Source organism: Saccharothrix sp. ALI-22-I (genome assembly GCF_001984175.1).
Lineage (GTDB): Bacteria > Actinomycetota > Actinomycetes > Mycobacteriales > Pseudonocardiaceae > Actinosynnema.
This window is the reverse complement of record NZ_MTQP01000063.1, coordinates 195579-213830: the sequence shown is the minus strand read 5'-3', so window position 1 is coordinate 213830 and position 18252 is coordinate 195579. Positions and strand designations below refer to the sequence as shown.

The 18252-nt window shown below is 73.1% G+C and carries 16 protein-coding genes and 2 pseudogenes; 10 read left to right on the top strand and 8 right to left on the bottom strand.

All coding sequences use genetic code 11. The annotated features are described in order from the left end of the window. Window positions 1-4: 4 nt before the first annotated feature. Window positions 5-715: a histidine phosphatase family protein gene (locus ALI22I_RS24450; protein WP_077007866.1), complete on the top strand. Its 711-nt coding sequence runs from the start codon at window positions 5-7 to the stop codon at window positions 713-715. Window positions 716-1064: 349 nt separating this feature from the next. Here the strand turns inward: ALI22I_RS24450 and ALI22I_RS24445 are convergent, their stop codons facing one another. Continuing rightward, complete coding sequence (locus ALI22I_RS24445; RefSeq protein WP_077007865.1) at window positions 1065-2219, bottom strand: site-specific integrase; 1155 nt, start codon at window positions 2217-2219, stop codon at window positions 1065-1067. Window positions 2220-2305: 86 nt separating this feature from the next. Between ALI22I_RS24445 and ALI22I_RS24440 the strand changes: the two genes are divergently transcribed. Beyond that, entirely contained in the window at window positions 2306-2614 is a 309-nt protein-coding gene (locus tag ALI22I_RS24440; protein WP_077007864.1) for an ArsR/SmtB family transcription factor, read from the top strand. Between the two features lie 21 nt (window positions 2615-2635). Here the strand turns inward: ALI22I_RS24440 and ALI22I_RS51130 are convergent, their stop codons facing one another. The 6 genes and pseudogenes from ALI22I_RS51130 to ALI22I_RS24410 all read right to left on the bottom strand — a co-directional run bounded on the left by ALI22I_RS51130 (window position 2636) and on the right by ALI22I_RS24410 (window position 7864). Beyond that, window positions 2636-4297: a hypothetical protein gene (locus ALI22I_RS51130; protein ID WP_179118342.1), complete on the bottom strand. Its 1662-nt coding sequence runs from the start codon at window positions 4295-4297 to the stop codon at window positions 2636-2638. Window positions 4298-4540: 243 nt separating this feature from the next. After that, complete coding sequence (locus tag ALI22I_RS24430; RefSeq protein WP_443216960.1) at window positions 4541-4942, bottom strand: VOC family protein; 402 nt, start codon at window positions 4940-4942, stop codon at window positions 4541-4543. A gap of 102 nt (window positions 4943-5044) precedes the next feature. After that, the gene (locus ALI22I_RS24425; RefSeq protein WP_077007861.1) at window positions 5045-5785 is read right to left on the bottom strand and encodes an MBL fold metallo-hydrolase; all 741 of its coding nucleotides are present in this window, start codon (window positions 5783-5785) and stop codon (window positions 5045-5047) included. Next, window positions 5782-6756 (bottom strand): hypothetical protein, encoded by a 975-nt coding sequence (locus ALI22I_RS24420; protein WP_077007860.1) that lies wholly within the window; start codon window positions 6754-6756, stop codon window positions 5782-5784. The genes ALI22I_RS24425 and ALI22I_RS24420 overlap by 4 nt, the downstream gene beginning before the upstream one ends. A gap of 458 nt (window positions 6757-7214) precedes the next feature. Further along, a pseudogene (locus tag ALI22I_RS24415) lies at window positions 7215-7457 on the bottom strand (sigma factor); the annotation flags it as partial. Between the two features lie 32 nt (window positions 7458-7489). Beyond that, window positions 7490-7864, bottom strand: a complete 375-nt coding sequence (locus tag ALI22I_RS24410; RefSeq protein ID WP_077007859.1) for a YciI family protein — start codon at window positions 7862-7864, stop codon at window positions 7490-7492. Window positions 7865-7971: 107 nt separating this feature from the next. On the opposite strand from ALI22I_RS24410, the gene ALI22I_RS24405 reads away from it, so the two are divergent. Both ALI22I_RS24405 and ALI22I_RS24400 read left to right on the top strand, forming a co-directional pair. Further along, a complete protein-coding gene (locus ALI22I_RS24405; RefSeq protein WP_077007858.1) occupies window positions 7972-8406 on the top strand; it encodes a YybH family protein in 435 nt (144 codons plus the stop codon). Window positions 8407-8678: 272 nt separating this feature from the next. Further along, window positions 8679-9428 carry an isocitrate lyase/PEP mutase family protein gene (locus ALI22I_RS24400; RefSeq protein ID WP_238598542.1) on the top strand — a complete coding sequence of 250 codons (750 nt, stop codon included), beginning with the start codon at window positions 8679-8681 and terminating at the stop codon, window positions 9426-9428. A gap of 71 nt (window positions 9429-9499) precedes the next feature. Here the strand turns inward: ALI22I_RS24400 and ALI22I_RS24395 are convergent. Then, a pseudogene (locus ALI22I_RS24395) lies at window positions 9500-10081 on the bottom strand (NADP-dependent oxidoreductase); the annotation flags it as partial. Window positions 10082-10281: 200 nt separating this feature from the next. On the opposite strand from ALI22I_RS24395, the gene ALI22I_RS24390 reads away from it, so the two are divergent. From ALI22I_RS24390 to ALI22I_RS24365, 6 genes are read left to right on the top strand one after another with little or no spacing between them, the layout of a single operon-like run. After that, complete coding sequence (locus ALI22I_RS24390; protein ID WP_077007857.1) at window positions 10282-11559, top strand: hypothetical protein; 1278 nt, start codon at window positions 10282-10284, stop codon at window positions 11557-11559. Continuing rightward, window positions 11556-12518: a glutamate ABC transporter substrate-binding protein gene (locus tag ALI22I_RS24385; protein WP_077007856.1), complete on the top strand. Its 963-nt coding sequence runs from the start codon at window positions 11556-11558 to the stop codon at window positions 12516-12518. The genes ALI22I_RS24390 and ALI22I_RS24385 overlap by 4 nt, the downstream gene beginning before the upstream one ends. A 1-nt stretch (window position 12519) precedes the next feature. Continuing rightward, window positions 12520-13593, top strand: a complete 1074-nt coding sequence (locus ALI22I_RS24380) for a hypothetical protein (protein ID WP_077007855.1) — start codon at window positions 12520-12522, stop codon at window positions 13591-13593. Continuing rightward, window positions 13590-15983, top strand: a complete 2394-nt coding sequence (locus tag ALI22I_RS24375) for a serine/threonine-protein kinase (protein ID WP_077007854.1) — start codon at window positions 13590-13592, stop codon at window positions 15981-15983. The genes ALI22I_RS24380 and ALI22I_RS24375 overlap by 4 nt, the downstream gene beginning before the upstream one ends. A 5-nt stretch (window positions 15984-15988) precedes the next feature. Then, a complete protein-coding gene (locus ALI22I_RS24370) occupies window positions 15989-16957 on the top strand; it encodes a protein phosphatase 2C domain-containing protein (protein WP_077007853.1) in 969 nt (322 codons plus the stop codon). Then, window positions 16947-18251, top strand: a complete 1305-nt coding sequence (locus ALI22I_RS24365) for a vWA domain-containing protein (protein WP_077007972.1) — start codon at window positions 16947-16949, stop codon at window positions 18249-18251. Before ALI22I_RS24370 ends, ALI22I_RS24365 begins: the two co-directional genes overlap by 11 nt. The last annotated feature ends 1 nt before the right edge of the window (window position 18252 follow it).

The window sequence follows — 18252 nt, the reverse complement described above, 5'->3', positions numbered from 1 at the left end:
CCCCGTGGCTACCGTCATCCTGCTGCGACACGCCCGGTCCACCGCCAACGGATCGGGCGTCCTCGCGGGCCGCCAGACCGGGGTGCGGCTGTCGGACCGGGGCGAGGACCAGGCCAAGGCCCTGGTCGACCGGCTCTCCGGCATCCCCCTGAGCGACGTGGTGACCTCACCGCTGGAACGCTGCCGGCAGACCCTCGAACCCCTGCTCGCCGAACGCGGCATCGACCCGAGCGTCGAACCCGACCTCGCCGAGGTCGACTACGGCCAGTGGACCGGCCGCGCGATCAACGACCTGCTCAAGGAACCCCTCTGGACGGTCGTGCAGCAGCACCCGTCCGCGGCCGTGTTCCCCGACGGGGAAGGCCTCGCCGCCGTCCAAGCCCGCGCCGTGGCCGCCGTCAGGGCCCACGACGCCCGCATCACCGCCGAACACGGCCCCCGCGCCGTGTGGCTGGTGTGCAGCCACGGGGACGTCATCAAGGCCTTGCTCGCCGACGCGCTCGGCGTGCACCTCGACGGGTTCCAGCGCATCGTGGTCGACCCCGCGTCCGTGTCGGTCGTCCAGTACACCGAGACCCGGCCGTTCGTGCTGCGCGTCAACGACAACGGCGGCGACCTGTCCGGCCTCGCGCCCGCACCGGAGAAGGGTGCACCGGAGAAGACCGACGAGCCGCCGTCCTCCGACGCCGTCGTGGGCGGCACCACCGGCGCCTGAAAGACCCACTCGGACAAGCAGCGCGTGGCCCCCGGACAGTGCAGGGTAGTCCGGGGGCCACGGTGTGTCTGGCCGGGGCGGGCGGCCAACTCTGGGACGATCGTATGGGCGTCGATGCGCGGGTGAATGCCCTCCCGAGGGGTGGGCGTACGGCGGTGTCGCGGCGGCCCGGGCAGGTCAGCTCGCCGCCTGCGCACCGCGATGCCGTTAAAACCGCAGCTCAAACTATGTGGAAACACCGTGGAAACAAACGGTGCAATCGGGCGGGTGCCCTAACCCGTTGGACTGTTCGGTCCCGCCCGGAAGGACCGCACGTGTTAGAAGTTAACGACGGACCGTGCGCCCTTGCTCACAGTCCGAGGCGGGTCACGGCGTTGTCCTCCAACGGGTTCGCCGTGCGGATGTAGCGGTGCACGGTGCGCGCGTTGGTCCACCGGCCCTGCCGCATGATCTCCCGGTCGCTCGCCCCGCCCAACGCCGCCTGGGTGGCGAACCCGGCCCGCAGCGAGTGCCCGCCGAACAACGCCGGGTCCAGCCCCGCCCGCTGCGCGTACCGCTTCACCAGGTCCGACACCGCCCGGTCCGACATCGACCGCTCGCCCACCCGGCCGTGCTTGCTCACCGACGGGAACAGCGGACCGCGCAGCGGACCCGGCCGGTAGGAGTGGCAGCGGTGCGTCGGCTCCGCGTCGCCCTCGTCCTCCAGCAGCGCCCGCCGGTCCGGCGCGGTCAGCACGTCCACCCAGTCGGCGAACGCGCACACCGGGCACGTCGGGCGGCGCGCGCCGCGGGGGAGCACCACCCGCTGCCGGTGCGTGCCGGTCTGGTCGGTCTTCGTGACGCCCAACTCCACCAGCAGCAGGGGCTCCAGCGTGCGCGGGTCCACGTCCACCGTGACGTCCTCCAACGCCACCGCGGCCAGCTCGCTGCGCCGCAACGCGCCCGCGAACCCCACGAGCAGCAGCAGCGCGTCACGGCGGCGCGCCAGGCCCGTCGGCCAGCCCGGCGCGGGCCGTTCCGCCAGCAACGCCTCCAGCGTGCTCAGCAGCACCGGCCGCTTGCGCCTGGGCTGCGCCTGCCGGGTGCGGCGGATACCGCGCAACGTCAGCCGCACCACGTCCGAGCGGGTGGGGGAGGGCAGGCCGCCGGCGGCGTGCACGGCGGCGATCGCCGCGGCCTTGCGCTCCAGCGTGGACGGCCCGAACGCGGGGGAGCCGTCGGCCTTCGTGGTGTCCGCCGCCACCGCCAGGTACACCGCGACGTCCACCGGGTCCGCGGGCAGCGCCACCCGGCCCTCGGCCTCGCACCACGCCGCCCACGCCACCCAGTCCGAGCGGTAGGCGCGCAGGGTGTTCGCCGACTGCGCGGCCCGCAGGTAACCCGACAGCGCGGCGGCCTGCTCCTCGTCGAACCGGCGGCGCACCTGCTCCAGCGCGGCGAAATCGACCAGCACCGCGTGCGTCACGCGGTCGAGTTCCGCACGCACCGGTTCCGGCAGGGTCACTGCATCACCCTAACAGTTTCGACATGTTAAATATCTTCAGTGTGGATTAAATAGGACCTTGACGACGGCCGCTACTATGCGAAACCGTGCGCGCCCTACAACACCCGGACGTGGGGGACATGGAACTGGCCACCGTGCTCAGTGCCCTCGCGGACCCCGTCCGACTGCGGATCGTCGCCGAACTCGCACGATCGGGCGGGATCGTCTGCGCGCAGTTCGACGTGCCGGTCAGCATGTCCACGTTGTCGCACCACCTGAAGGTCCTCCGTGAGGCCGGGGTGCTGCGCGTGACGCCCCAGGGCAGCTACCGCACCCACGAACTGCGCCGCGAGGAGATGGAACACCGTTTCCCCGGAGTGCTGGACTCCATCACGCGGGCGATCGGGTCACCCTGACCGCCCGCGTGGCAGCCCGAGTCACCTCGGCGGGTGCAGTTCGCCGACCTTCGGTCCGCTGCGCTGGAGTTCCTGCAACAGCTCGAAGTACGCGCCGTCGCCCTCGACGAAGCAGCCCCGGCCCATGGCCTGCGCGTATCGCGAGCACGTGCCGTCGAGCTGCCGGGTCATCTGCGAGTTCATCGCCAGCAGACCCAGCGAGTTGTCCGAGCGCGGCATGTACCGGTCGCCGATGGCCGACCCCGACGACGCCAGCAGCAGCAACAGCGCCGTGAACGCGCCGATCGCCACCGACCGCGACCCCGGCACCGAGATCGCGCGCAACGGGTCGACCCGGGCCAACCGGGCCGCGCCGAAGTGGATCGCGAACCCCGTGAGCAGCAGCAGGCAGTACAGCAGCTCGGCGGTACTGCGCGGGTAGAGCTGCACGGCGTCCTGGGCGTACATCTGGGAGCCGAAGTGGAACCGCAGGATCCACGCGCCCGCGAACACCGACGCCAGCATGATCACCGCGGTCCGCTGCCGGGCCACCGCGATCGCCAGGCCCAGGCCGAGCACGGCCAGCACGGTGAACAGGCCGACGCCGCCGAGTTCGCCCGGGGGCGGCCACGGGCCGGGGTTCATGCCCGGCAGGTCGCTGCGCCACATCGCCAGGTAGGCGGGCTCGCTCCAGGTGTCCCAGTAGAAGTACTGGTCCTTGATCGAGCGCGACGAGTCCAGCAGGCCGTAGAGGTGCCGTGCGGCGAGGAGTACGAACACGACGCTGGTCACGGCGACGAGCAGCAGGCCCTTGCGCCAGCCGGTGCGCCACGGGAACAGCACCAGGGCGGCGACGGCGAACCCCGGCGCGGACCAGACGAACCAGCCGGAGTAGGTCAGGAACACCACGGCGAGCGTGGCGCCGAAGGCGAGGCCGGAGAACAGGACCTGGCGGGTGGTCACCGTGGAGATCGTGCGCAGTCGCCGCAGCAGGAGCAGCAGCACCGGGATCAGCACGACCAGCATGATGTTGGTGTAGGGCTTGTAGGGGTCGATCAGCGGCAGGGCGGGCACGGTGCCCAGGCCCAGGGCCCACAGCGGTGGGAGCAGGCGTCGCCAGACGAGGTAGGCGAGGGGGCCGAACAGGGCGGTGGCGGCGACCTGGAGGGTCTTGAGCGCGTGCTCGGGCGGCGCGCCGGTGATGCCGGAGATCCAGGCGAGGGCGTGGGGGTAGCCGGGCGGGTAGTTGGCTTCCATCGTGCCGTGCCGCTCGATGTACTGGGCCATGCCGATCAGGGCGCCGGAGTCGCCGTAGGTGGCGTGCAGGCCGTAGTCGGTGCCGGCGAGGGCGACCACGACGGCGCCGGCGACCAGGCCGCTGAACAGGCCGGCGGCCGCGGCGGCGGCCACGCGTTCCACGACGGGTGCGTAGGCGCGCAGGCGGGCGCGGGCCGTGATGATGACCAGGGCCATCACGACCAGGGCGATGATCGCGTAGCGGAGTTGGAGGCCGGCGAGGCCGCTGACCTGGCCGATGCGGTCGAGCGGGTCGACCTCGACGCCTGCGGCGAGGAGCACCATGAAGGCCGCGGCGCCGAGGGAGGCGACGATCTCGGCGCCGATGAGCAGCGCGCGGCGTCCGCGGCTGCGGGGCGCGGGCTGCGGGTCGGTGACGGTGGGCTGGTCGGTGGGGGTGATCAGCACCGCGACCACTCCGCCCGGGGGTTCACCGGTCGGCCCGGTCGAGCGTTGCCGTGGTGTTCGGTTCCGTCTTCAGTGCACACTGCGTCGACACACCTTTTCCCCGAATTGGACACCTGACCCTGGGTGCCACCTTCGCGGTGCGAGGACTGCGGTGGGGTGGCGGCGCTGAAGCCTAGCGGGGCGCGGTGTGGTGATCGGTGCGGGTCCGGTGACCGCTGTGTCGCGCTTGTGTCGCGCTGTCGTCTAGGTGTTGGTCCAGAGGCAGAACGGGTGGCCGGCGGGGTCGAGGTAGACGCGGACGTCGTCCTGTGGTTGGAAGTCCGCGAGGATGGCTCCGGTGGCGACCGCGTGCGCGCCGGCGGTGTCCAGGTCGTCGACCTCGATGTCCAGGTGGGCCATCATCTGCTGGTCGGTGTTGCCGGCGGGCCAGGTGGGGCGGCGGTAGTGCGATTCGGTCTGGAACGACAGGCCGGCGCCGCTGTCGGGTGGGACGAGGGTGGCCCAGCCGGGTTCGTCGTCGCCGAGGGGCCAGCCGAGCAGGTCGCGGTAGAAGCGGGCGAGGGCTTGGGCGTCGGGTGCGTCGAGGACGGTCGCGGACAGCTTCATCACGTCCTCGATTTTCGTCCGCTGGTGTGGACTTCGCATTCGCGCGGAACGCTGTTGTCCGGGGTGCACTTCGTTGTGCCGCCGTGAGGGGTGGGACGGGCGCGGTCGTCGGGACGCCGGCTGTCGCGGGATCGGCGCGGTTCAGCGGGGCTTGCGTGTTCCCGATCGGCTGATCAGCAGGGTTTCGCCCGCTCGTGCGATGGGTGCCTGGGCGCGGGCGGTGGCTTCGGTGGTGGTGAGGGTGTGGCCGATGTGGGTGAGCAGCAGTCGGCGGGCGCCTGTGGCCGCGGCGGCGGCGTCCTCGGGTGAGCAGTGGTGCGGCCCGGTGCCGTCGGCTTCGCACAGGAACAGGTCGGCTCCGTCGGCGAGGTCGTCCAGTGCCGGGCACGGGCCGGTGTCGCCGGAGTAGGCGAAGACGGCGTCGCCGTGGGTGGCGCGCAGGCCGAACGCGGGCAGGCCGTGGTCGACGGCGCGGCTGGTCAGGGTGAGGTCGCCGACCTCGGCGCGGTGGCCGTCGTGCAGTTCGTGCACGACGAACGCGGCGGCGGCCGGGTTGGCGGACGCGCCGGCGAGGAAGGTCTCCAGGCGCGCGGCCAGTCCGGGTGGGCCGTAGAGCGGGACGGGGGCGCGTGGTTGTTGGCCGGCGAACAGCAGTGCGTAGTAGTAGGGCAGCAGGTCGGCGGCGTGGTCGGCGTGGGTGTGGGAGATCCACACCGCGTCGAGCAGGTCGGGTCGGTGGTGGCGTTGCAGCTCGGCGAGGGTGCCGGGGCCGGCGTCGACCCACACCGCGGTGTCCTCGGTGCGCAGCAGGTATCCCGAGCAGGGGTTGCCGGGGCGTGGGTAGGGCGTGGCGGTGCCCAGGACGGTCAGGCGGAAGGTCACGGGACAGTGTGACGCAGCACGTGCACTCCCGCCGCTGTTTTCAGGTAGGCCCAGGTGGTGGTGCCGGTGGTGGCCAGGCCGACGTGGGAGGCGGAGGTGCGGGCGAGTTCGTCGGGCAGCCGCACGGTGGCCCAGTCGTCGCCGGTCCACCGGTGGAAGGCGGGTCTGGTCTCGAAGGAGTGGCGGGAGGCGCGCACGCCCCAGGTCCACCCGGCCGCGACGCCGTGCACGCTGAGCCGGCCGGGGTCGTCGGGGGCTGGGACGGCGACCCAGTGTTCGCCGTCCCAGCGGTGCACGCGCAGGCCTTCGGTGTCGCGGACGTGGCCGAGCCAGACGTCGTCGGGTGCGGCGGCGGCGAGTCGGGCGATGTGGCCGCGTTCGAGGCGGGGTCCGGCGATGTCGGTCCAGCAGTCGCCGTCCCAGTGCACGAGCACCGGGTACTCGTAGTTGGCCGGTCCGGCGCCGGCGAGGCCGCCGCCGCCCGCCCACACGTCGTCGGGTCCGGCGGCGGTGATGGTCTGCAGGCCCTCGCGGGGTGAGGACAGCACGGTGCGCAGGTGCCAGGCGGCGCCGTCGTAGTGCAGGGCGTCACGGCCGGTGCCGACCACGTGCACGTCGCCGCCGTCGACCGCGGTGACGGCTTTGGCCCAGGTGATGTGGGGTGTGGTGACGGTGTGCCAGGCGGTGCCGTCGTAGTGCAGCACGAGCGGGCGGCCGGCGCTGTTGCCGACCGCCCACACGTCGTCGGGCGCGGCGGCCGACACCCCGGACAGGCTCGCCGCGGCGGGCAGGTCGGGCAGCGGTTCCTCGCGCCAGGTCTCGCCGGTCCAGCTCAGCACCAGGGGTGCCGAGGGACGGCTGGTGAACACGCCGGTGGTGCCCGCGAGCCACGCGTGGTGCTCGCCCGCGGTCGCCAGGTCGGCCAGTGCGGTGCTGGGCGGCAGCACGGGCACCGGCACGGGTCGGAACAAGCCAACTCCCCCTCGATGGGTCCCCCGACTCATCGCATGATCCAGCTCATCGGCCCTGGTGCCGGTTCGCCAGCCGCCGAACGGCGGTTTGTGGTTGGCGCATCAGCACGCCCCTATTCAGGACAGCTCTTGTCCTTTATGCCCTTCGAGCTGGTGTTATGGCTCGCACGGCCGCGTCGACCACGCACCGCGGTCCGCGTTCGGGTGAAGCGGCGATCCGCCGTCCGCCGAGCGCGGCGGGCTTCGTGTGGCCGATCCGCCCGCGCCGGACCGGTGGGCCGGTGGGCTGGTCGGGCCTAGCGGCTGGCCCTGGCGCGCTCTTCGAGGTAACGGCGCTCGGGCAGGCTGAGCGTGGCGCGGGCGGCCCGCGCGTAGTGCTCCCGGGCCTTCTCGCGGTCGCCCGCCAGCTCCAGCAGGTGGGCGCGCACCGCGTCCACCCGGTGGAGCCCGGCCAACGCCGTCTCCTCCCGCCGCCGGCGCGCGGTGTCCGCCTGCCACATCTCGATCCGCCGCCGCGACGCGACCGTGATGAGCCACCCTCTCGGATTGTCCGGCACCCCGTCGACCGGCCACCGCGTCGCCGCCGCGAGCAGGGCCTCCTGCACGGCGTCCTCGCACGCGTCGAACCCGCCGTGGTGGCGCACCAACGCGCCCAGCGCCTGCGGCGCGAGTTCCCGCAGCAGCGGACCGATGCCGGTCACGGCGCCCGTCCCCTTCACGGGTCGCGTCCCGTTCAAAGCAGGAAGTCGTCCAGCGAGGACAGCACCGGCCGCACCTCCACCAGCCCCAACTGCGCTTCGGGGATGCGTGCCGCGATCTCCACCGCCCGCTCCCGGGCCTCGCACTCGACCAGGTAGAACCCGGCCAGCAGCTCCTTGGCCTCGGCGAACGGCCCGTCGGTGGTCAACGCCTGCCCATCGCGCACCGTCACCCGCGTGGTCTGCGCCGGGTCCGCCAGCGCCTCGGTCACCACCAGCTCGCCGGAGGCGGCCAGTTCCTCGTTCAACGCGGAATAGGCCTCCAGACCGGTCGCCCGGTCCTCGTTGCCGATCGCGTCCCAGATCGCGCGGGACTCGGGGTTGCTGTAGATGAGGACCAGGTACTTCACCAGAACCTCCGAAAAACCGGCCCGGGATGTCGAGAATGCCCACCCAGCTTCTACGTCACCGGTGGAAGGCGCCCGACGGGGGTGCCGCACCGGAAGGGAGGACCGCCATGAGCTCGCACACCATGGTCCGGGACCTGATCGAGGAACGCGCCGCCGCGATGCGCGACGGCAACGCCGACCGCCTCGTCGCCGACTACCTGCCCGACGCCGTCACCTTCACCCTCGCACCGCCCCTGAAGCACACCGCGCCCGAAGTGCTCGACCCCGAGGCGCTGCGCGCCTGGTTCGCCGGGTTCGCGTCCCCCGTGGACTACGAGATCCGCGACCTGGAGATCACCGTCGAGGGTCGCCTCGCGTTCTGCCACAGCCTCAACCGCATGTCCGCCGTCCCGCAGGGCGCCACCGAGCCGTTCGACCTGTGGTTCCGCTCCACGGTGTGCCTGCGGCACGTCGACGGCACGTGGCGCATCGCCCACGAGCACACCTCGACCCCGTTCTACATGGACGGCACCTTCAGCGCGGCCCTGGACCTCAAGCCGTAACGCCGCACTCCACGCCAGGACCGGGGCCGACGTGTCCGGCGCGGCGCGGTGGGCGTGCTCGGCCGGAGTCGCGTACCCGACGATCACGCCCTGCCACGTCGCGCAGGACGGGTCGTGCCACGACACGGTGACCGACCCTGGTGACCGACTCCGGTCAGGAGCCGACGGGCTTCTCGGATCGTGCGCCGGTCGGCGTGATCGCGGGTTTCGCGGCCCGGTGTGTACGTAGTGTGGATCTACGCGCAGGACGAGACGATGTGGGGGATCGACACGTGACCGTGGACGTGAAGGCGGCGGGGGAGTTGCGGGCGTTGCACATCCCCGGCCTGCCCGTGGTGTTGCCGAACGTGTGGGACGCCGCGTCCGCGCGGGTCGTGGCCGACGCGGGCCACCGGGCCGTCGCCACCGCCAGCGCCGCGATCAGCGCCGCCCTCGGCTACCCCGACGGCCACGGCACGCCCGCCGACGAGGCGTTCGCCGCCGTCCGCCGGATCGCCTCCGCCGTCGACGTGCCGGTGACCGTGGACATCGAACGCGGCTACGACCTGTCGCCGGCACAGATCGCGGCGCGGCTGGCCGAGGCGGGCGCGGCCGGCTGCAACCTCGAAGACTCCGACCCCGCCACCCAGACCATGATCGACATCGCCGAGCAGGCCGAGTTCCTGGCCGCCGTGCGCGCCGCCGACCCCGAACTGGTCATCAACGCCCGGATCGACGTGCACATCCACGGCGACCGGTCCTTCGACGAGAGCGTGCGGCGCGCCCTGGCCTACTTCGAGGCGGGCGCGGACTGCGTCTACCCGCTCGGCCTGCCCGCCGACGACATCGCGCGGTTCGTGGACGCGGTCGGCGGCCGCCCGGTGAACATCGCCCACGGCCCCGGCTCGCCCACCCCGGCCGAGTTGGCCGCGCTCGGCGTGGCGCGGGTCAGCTTCGGCCCCGGCCTGCACCGGCTGCTCATGGCCCGGTTCAAGACCCTCGTCACCGATCTCGACGACGGCGCCAGCCCCTACCGCATCTGAACCACCGGCTCCGGACCACGGCGCCGGACCACCGGGTGGGCACCGCCGCGCCCGCCGTCCACGTGCGCGTCCGCCCAGTCCACGACCTCGTCGGCGCCCAACCGGCGGACGAAGTCGTGCTTGCCGGCACTGGCGGTGCCGATGACGTGGGCGCCGCGGGCCTTGGCGATCTGCACGGCGACGTGCCCGACACCGCCGGCGGCGGCGTGCACGAGGACCCGTTGGCCGGACTGGACGTCGGCCGTCTCGACCAGGCTCTGCCACGCGGTGAGGCCGACCAGCGGCAGCGCGGCGGCGTGCGGGTGGTCCAGCGTGCCCGGCTTGCGGGCGAAGTGGCGTGCGGGTGCGACGACGTGTTCGGCGTAGCCGCCGGCCTCGCGGGGGAACAGCGGCATGCCGAAGACCTCGTCGCCCGGCTTGTACAGGGTGACCCCGTAGCCGACCTCCTCGACCACGCCGGACACGTCCCAGCCCAGCACGAACGGCGGTTCGCCGAGCATTCCGGCGGCCCGGCGGGTCTTCGCGTCGACCGGGTTCACCCCGGCGGCGTGCACCCTGACCAGGACTTCGGTGGGGCCGGGTTGGGGTTTGGGGAGGGTGACTTCGTGCAGCACCTCCGGGCCGCCGAGTCGGGTCTGGCTGATGGCGCGCATGGGACTCATGACTTCGATCGTGGTCGATGTGCCGGGTTTCGGCCAGCAGCCGGACGGCCAACCTCCGAGAAGATCGCGCCAGTGGTGGCGGAGAGTGCTCCCGCCAGGCCGGTTCGGTGCATTCGCGTCCCGATTGGTGGATTTCGATCTACGCTAGCGGTGCGGCGAGTGGCGCCGATCACCTCGGGAAGGGGGCGGTCGTGCTGGTCGAGGCTCAGCGGAACCGCGGTGCCGTGCGCCGGGTGACCGGCTTGGCGCGCAGCACGCCGGGCCGGCTGAGCCTGCTGGCCCTGCTGCTGATCGTGCTGAGCCTGCTGGTCGGGGCGTTGACCGCGGGGGCGGTGCAGCGCCGGTCGGACGCGTTGGAGGCGTTGGCCGACCACAGCGAGCCGCTCGCGTTCGCCGCCCAGGAGGTCTACCGGGCGATGGCGGACGCCGACGCCACCGCGTCGAGCGCGTTCCTGTCCGGTGGTGTGGAGTCGGCGGATCTGCGCCGGCGCTACGAGGCGGACGTGGCGAAGGCGGCCGCGGCGCTGTCCGTGGCGACCAGCGAGATCATCCGCTCCCCCGAGCTGACCACGGCGCTGTCGACGTTGTCGGGCCAGTTGCCGGTGTACACGGGTCTGGTGGAGACGGCCCGCGCGCACAACCGGCAGGGCAACCCGGTGGGCGCGGCGTACCTGCGGGAGGCGTCCACGCTGATGCGGGACCAGCTGTTGCCCGCGGCACGGGAGCTGTACCGGGTGGAGAACGGGGACGTGGTGCGCGACCTGGGGGGCGCGGGGTCGCTGCCGTGGCTGGAGTTCCTGCTGGGCGTGCTGGCGTTGGCGGTGCTGGTGTTCGCGCAGCGGTACCTGACCCGCAGGACGAACCGGGTGTTCAACCCGGGTCTGGTGGTGGCGACCGCGTTGACCGCGATCTCGCTGCTGTGGGTGCTGGCGGCGAGCCTCGTGGTGGTCTACAGCGCCTCGGCCAGCAGGAACGAGGCGACGCTGGTGGACCTGCTGGCACGGGCGCGGATCGCGACGCTGACCGCGCGCGGCGACGAGACGTTGACGCTGGTGGCGCGCGGCAGCGGCGCGGCCTACGAGGCGAGTTACGTCGAGGTCGACAAGGAGTTGGGCGACCTGTTGGTGCGGTCGCGAGGGCTGACGCCGAAGGTGGAGGAGGCGCTGGAGCACCACGAGCAGTGGCAGCAGGCGCACCGCAGGGTCCGGGAGGCCGACGACAGCGGCGACTACACGACGGCGGTGGCCGTGGCGCTGGGGCGTGACCCGGCGGGCGCGGCCACGGCGTTCGACGAGTTGGACTCCGACCTGGTGGACGCGATCGGCGCGGCGCGGGCGGAGTTGACCGGGGCGATCGGGCGGGCGCGGGCCGGGTTGGGCGGCGCGGTGCCCGGGGTGGTGGTGCTGGCGTTGCTGGCGGCGGCGGCCTCGACGTTCGGGTTGTGGCAGCGGCTGAAGGAGTACCGATGAGACGGCTGCCCGCGGTGGTCCTGGTGCTGGTGTTGGCGGCGTGCGCGCCGGTGCCCAGTGGCGCGCCGCCGATCGGTGGCGGTTCGGCGGTGCCGCCGCGACCGGCGGACGTGGTGGAGCTGACCGCGCCGCCCAGCGCGCCGGCGGTGGCGCCCGCGTCGTGCGATCCGACGGCGAGCCTGCGCCCGACGGGGCCGTTGCCCGCGCCGGGGCAGATGCCGGCCGGCTCGACGATGGCGAAGATCCAGGCGCACGGCCGGCTGATCGTGGGGGTGGACCAGAACTCCTACCTGATGGGGTTCCGCAACCCGTTCTCCGGCGAGTTGGAGGGTTTCGACGTCGACATGGCGCGGGAGGTCGCGCGGGCGATCTTCGGCGATCCGGGCGCGATCCAGTTCAAGGTGCTGACCTCCGAGGAGCGCATCCCGGCGCTGGAGGAACGCCGGGTGGACATCGTGGTGCGCACCATGACGGTGAACTGCGAGCGCTGGCAGAAGGTGAACTTCTCCACCGTCTACTACCAGGCGGGGCAGCGGGTGCTGGTGCCGTCGAACTCGGACGTGACGGGCATCGAGTCGCTGGGCGGCAGGCGGGTGTGCGTGACCAAGGGGTCCAGTTCGCTGGCCAACGTGGCGGCCGCGCCGTCCAGGCCGGTGCCGGTGTCGGTGCCGAACTGGACGGACTGCCTGGTGATGCTCCAGCAGGGGCAGGTGGACGCGATCTCCACCGACGACACGATCCTGGCCGGGCTCGCCGCGCAGGACCCCTACACGAAGGTGGTCGGTCCGCAGTTCACCGCCGAGCCGTACGGGATGGCGTTCCCGAAGGCGGACGAGGACTTCGTGCGGTTCGTCAACGCGCTGCTGGAGCGGTTGCGCGCGGACGGCACGTGGGCGTCGATCCACCGGCGGTGGCTCGGGGCTCCCCCGGCGCCGCCCGTCGCCGTCTACCGGGACTGACATGAACACTCCCGACGAGGAGTTGGCGGCCCTCCTGGCGGAGAGCGACCGGGTGGCCGAGTCGCTGCTGGCCATGGACGACCACCCCGGTCACCGCCTGTTGCGGGGCGCGGCGCTGACCGGCGAGACCGCACGGCGGTGGGAGGCGGCGAACGCCGGCATGGTGCGGCTGTGGGAGTGGTTCGACGCCTACCGGGCGCTGCTGCGGCAGGCCGGGGACACGCGGGACCCGTTGGAGCGGGAGCGGTTGCTCCGCGAGCCCGCGGTCGTGCTGCACGAGCAGGCTGTGCCGGTGCGGACCCTGACCGGGCCGGCGGTGGTCGCGCGGCGGATCACCCTGCGTGAGCTGGTCGCCCGGATGAAGTCCGAGTACGCCGAGGTCACGGCGGTGTTGACGGAGGCGCACGAGGCGTGGACGCGGCGGCTGGAGCTGCTGGACCCGTTGACCGGGCAGTTGGCCGGGCTGGACTCGCCGGGCGCCGGGCGGCTGCGCGCGGAGGTCGCGGCGGCGCACGCCCGCGCGGTGGCCGACCCGTTGACGCCCGATCCGTCGGTGGCCGACCTCGCCGCGCGGGTGCGGGAACTGGGCACGCTGCACCGGACGTTCGAGGCGCGCACGGCGGCCGTGGAGCGGCGGATCGCCGAGGTGGAGTCGATCCGGGCGCGGGCCCGCGAGGTGCGGGAGCTGGTCGTGGCGAAGATCGCCGGGAACCACCCGCGGGTGCCGGGCGGAGACGTGGCCGGGGCACTCGACGGGCTGCGGCGACGTTTTCCGGACGTGGCGGAATCGGACGTGGCGGCCGTGGAGACGGCGGTGGGTGTGGCGCTGGAGCGGGCGCGGGAGGTGCTGGCGCACCTGTCCGGGTCGCTGGACCGGCGTGCGGAGCTGCGCGGCCGGTTGGACGCCTACCGGGCGAAGGCGACCGGCCGCGGGTTCGCCGAGGACGCGGAGCTGTCGGCACTGCACCGGCAGGCTCGTGACGTGCTGTTCAGCGCTCCGTGCGACCTGGGCGCGGGGACGGTGGCGGTGTTGCGGTACCAGCGTGCGGTGCTGGCGAGGACGGAGGCCCGATGAGGACGTGTCCACGAGCCGGCTGCGGCGGGGCGATCGACGACGACGGTTTCTGCGACGTGTGCGGTCTGGAGGCACCGGTCCTCGCCGTGACCGCCCCCGCACCCGGCCCGGGCAGTGGTCCTGCCGCCGATGCGGGTGGTGGCGCGGACAGCGGTCCTGCCACGGGCGCGTACAGCGGTCGGGCCAGCGGCCCCGCGACCGGGCCGGGCACTGCTCCGGGAACTGGTCCGGGGACGGCGCCGTGGTCGGCCGGGACGTCGTCGGGCGGGTCGGGTGGTCGGTCGCGGCGGGCGTCGGGGTCGACCCGGTCGTCGGGGCGCGGTCGGCTGGGCGCGGGGCTGGTGGAGGTGCCGCGGGTGCCGTACCGGGACCCGAAGGCGGCGGTGTTGACCGACCCGGAGGTGCCGGAGGGGAAGCGGTTCTGCTCCAGCTGCGGCAAGGAGGTCGGCCGCGGTCGGGACGGCAGGCCGGGTCGGGTGGAGGGGTTCTGCGCGCACTGCGGGCACCACTACTCGTTCACGCCGAAGCTGGAGCCGGGCGAGGTGCTGCACGGCCAGTACGAGGTGCTGGGGTGTCTGGCGCACGGCGGGCTGGGCTGGATCTACCTGGCCGCCGACCACGCGGTCAGCGACCGGTGGGTGGTGCTCAAGGGTCTGTTGGACTCCGGTGACGCGGACGCGATGGCCGCGGCGATGGCGGAGCGGCGGTTCCTGGCCGAGGTGGAGCACCCGAACATCGTCAAGATCCACAACTTCGTGCGGCACGCCGACCGGGTCAGCGGCGAGCTGGTCGACTACATCGTGATGGAGTACGTCGGCGGCACGTCGGTCAAGGACATGATCAAGCAGCTGCGGGCGGGCGGCACGGGCACCGAGTCGCTGCCGGTGGCGCAGGCGATCGCCTACGCGCTGGAGGTGCTGCCCGCGTTGGGCTACCTGCACGGCGTGGGCCTGCTGTACTGCGATTTCAAGCCGGACAACGTGATCCAGACCGAGGAGCAGCTCAAGCTGATCGACCTGGGCGCGGTGCGGCACATCGACGACCGGCACTCCCCCATCTACGGCACGATCGGCTACCAGGCGCCGGAGATCGGCACGGACGGCCCGTCGGTGGCCTCCGACCTGTACACGGTGGGCCGGGCGTTGGCGGTGATGAGCTTCCAGTTCGACTTCCGCGGCCGGTACAAGGAGTCGCTGCCCGATCCGGAGGAGCAGCCGTTGTTGCGCCGGCACGACTCGTTCCACCGGTTCCTGAAGCGGGCCACGCACACCGATCCGGAGCAGCGGTTCGCCACGGCCGAGGAGATGGCCGAGCAGTTGACCGGTGTGCTGCGGGAGGTGTTGGCGCAGCAGGACGACGTGCCGCGGCCGGGTGTGTCGCGGCAGTTCACGCCGGAGCGGCGGTCGTTCGGCACGGAGGGCGGGCTGGACGTGCGGGCGGCGGCGACGGGGCTGCCGGTGCCGCAGGTGGACACCTCCGACGCGGCGGCGGGGTTCCTGGCGACGGCGGCGACGACCGGTGACCCGGATCAGGTGGTGGCGGCGTTGCGCAGGGCGCCGGTGCAGACGGTCGAGGTGCGGTTGCAGGTGGTGCGGGCGTTGATCGAGGCGGGCCGGGTGGCCGAGGCGGACGCGGAGTTGGACGAGCTGACGTCCCCGTTCGACCCGGACGACCCGCGGACGCCCGCGTCGGACGACTGGCGGCCGGGCTGGTACCGGGGTGTGGCGGCGTTGGTGGACGGTCGGGGGGAACAGGCGCGGGCGGCGTTCGAGCAGGTGTGCGACGTGCTGCCGGGTGAGGCGGCGCCGAAGCTGGCGGTGGCGGTGTGCGCGGAGGCGCGGGGCGACGGCGACACGGCGGCGACCTACTACGAGGTGGTGTGGCGGACCGACCACGCGTACGTGTCGGCGGCGTTCGGGTTGGCCCGGGTGTTGTTGGCGCGGGGTGACCGGGAGGCGGCGGTAGATGTGCTGAATTCGGTGCCGGACACGTCGATCCACCACGTGGCGGCCCAGGTCGCGGCGGTCCGGGCGCAGATCGGCGCGGCCGGGACGGGTGTGGTGCCGGCCGGTGGGGCGGGGTCGGGTGTGGCGCCGGAGGACGTGATGGCGAACGTGATGGCGGCGGGTGCGAGGCTGTCGGGGTTGGAGTTGGACGTGGCGAGGCGGGCCGGGTTGACCGCGGAGTTGCTGCGCGTGGCGTTGGAGTCGTTGCCCGGCAACGGGTCCGCGCCGGCGGGGCGGCTGCTGGGCTGTGAGGTGAGCGAGTCGGGTCTGAGGTCGGGCCTGGAGCGCTGCTACCGGCAGTTGGCGCGGTTGGCGGACACCCCGGAGGAACGCATCGCACTCGTCGACCGCGCTAACGCGGTCCGGCCCAGAACGTTGGTGTGAACAGTATGGAGTCTTGTCCCGAGTGCTCGTCGCCGGTGTCGGCGCAGGATCGCTTCTGCGAGGCGTGCGGGCGCAACCTGCGCGTGCAGCGGACCCCGGTGGGTGGTCCGGGCGCGCAGTGGCCGCCGATGTGCGCGTGCGGTGGCGAGGAGTTCGATTCGGAGGGGTTCTGCGAGCAGTGCGGGCGGGCGCGTCCGTCGGCGCGGGACCGGGTCGAGTTCGTGCTGCCCGGTGTGGCGGGGGTGAGCGACCGGGGCAAGCGGCGGCAGCGCAACGAGGACTCGATGGCGTTCGGACGGGTCCGCGGGCGTGGTGTCGCGGTGGTGGTGTGCGACGGGGTGGCGTCGTCGGAGCGGGCCGAGCAGGCGTCGCAGACGGCGGTGGACACGGCGGTGGACGTGCTGCTGACCGGGTTGCAGTCCGGGTCGGACGCCGAGGTGACCACGACGGACGCGGTGGTGGCGGCGAACGAGGCGGTGGGCCGGTTGGCGCGGCCGGAGGCGGCCGAGGTGGCGCCGTCCTGCACGTTCGTGTCGGCGGTGGTCACCGACGATGCGGCGACGGTGGGCTGGGTCGGCGACAGCCGCGCCTACCTGGTGGCCGAGACGGGTGCGGCGCGGTTGACCACGGACGACACGTGGGCGGCGCAGCTGGTCGCGGAGGGCGTGCTGACCGAGGAGGAGGCGCTGACCGACCGGCGGGCGCACGTGCTGTCGCGGTGGTTGGGCGCGGACTCGGGGGTGGAGGCGCCGCAGACGGTGACGTTCAAGGTGGAGACGCCGGGGCTGCTGGTGCTGTGCAGCGACGGGTTGTGGAACTACGTGCCGGAGCCGGAGGACCTGCTGGCGGTGCTGCCGCGCGGGGTGACGCCGGTCGAGGTGGCTCGGGAGCTGGTCGAGGTCGCGTTGAAGGCCGGCGGGCACGACAACATCACGGTGGTCGTCGTTCAACTGCGGGGTGGGCATGGCGCTTGAGTTCGCCGTCGAGGTGTTCCAGAACGAGTACCTGCCGGAGGGGGCCGCGGAGGTCAACGCGATCGTCACGGTGACCGCGACCGGCACGGCGGCCGACGTGGCGCCGGTCGCGTCGGCGCCTGCGGACTTGCCGGATGGGGCCGAGGTGATCATCGTGGACACGTCCGGGTCGATGCGGTACCCGCCGACGAAGCTGGCCGCGGCGAAGCTGGCGACGGCGGCGGCGATCGACACGTTGCGCGACGGGGTGCGGTTCGCGGTGGTCGGGGGCACGGACTCGGCGCGCATGGTCTACCCGCGCGTCCAGGCGTTGGAGGTGGCGGGTCCGCGGACGCGGGAGGCGGCCAAGCAGGCGGTGCAGCGGTTGCGCGCGGACGGCGGCACGGCGATGGGCCAGTGGCTGCTGTTGGCCGACGGGCTGTTCGCCGACCACGTCGGCGGGCCGAAGCACGCGATCCTGTTGACCGACGGCGAGAACCAGCACGAGACGTCGCAGCAGTTGTCGCGGATCCTGGACCAGGTGGCGGGCCACTTCGCGTGCGACTGCCGGGGTGTGGGCACGGACTGGCAGGTGTCGGAGCTGCGCCGGATCTCCGAGGCGCTGCTGGGGACGGTGGACATCGTGGCCGATCCGGAGGGGTTGGCCGACGACTTCCGGTCCATGGCGGCGAACGCGATGGGCAAGGCGGTGGCGGACGTGTCGCTGCGGTTGTGGACGCCCGAGGGCGCGCAGGTGCGGTTCCTGAAGCAGGCGTCGCCGGGGCTGCTGGACCTGACCGGGCGGCGGGTGGAGGCGGGGCCGCGGACCGGTGACTACCCCACCGGGGCGTGGGCCGGTGGGGAGAGCCGCGACTACCACCTGTGCGTGGTGGTGAGGCCGGCGAAGGTCCGGGAGCGGATGCTGGCGTCGCGGGTGAGCCTGGTCGGGCCGTCGGGCGAGGTGCTGGGGCAGGGTCGGGTGATGGCGACGTGGACCGACGACACGGCGTTGTCGACCCGGATCAACTCCGAGGTCGCCCACTACACCGGGCAGGCGGAGCTGGCCGAGGCGATCCAGGACGGTCTGGAGGCGCGCAAGGCCGGTGACGTGGGCCGGGCGACGGCGAAACTGGGTCGGGCGGTGAAGCTCGCGCACGAGTCGGGCAACACGGACACGGCGAAGCTGCTGGCCAAGGTGGTGGACGTGGAGGACCCGAAGACCGGGACGGTGAAGCTGCGGGCGCGGGTGGCCGACGCGGACGAGATGACGCTGGACACCCGGTCCACCGTGACCAAGCGGGTCGGGAAGGGCTAGG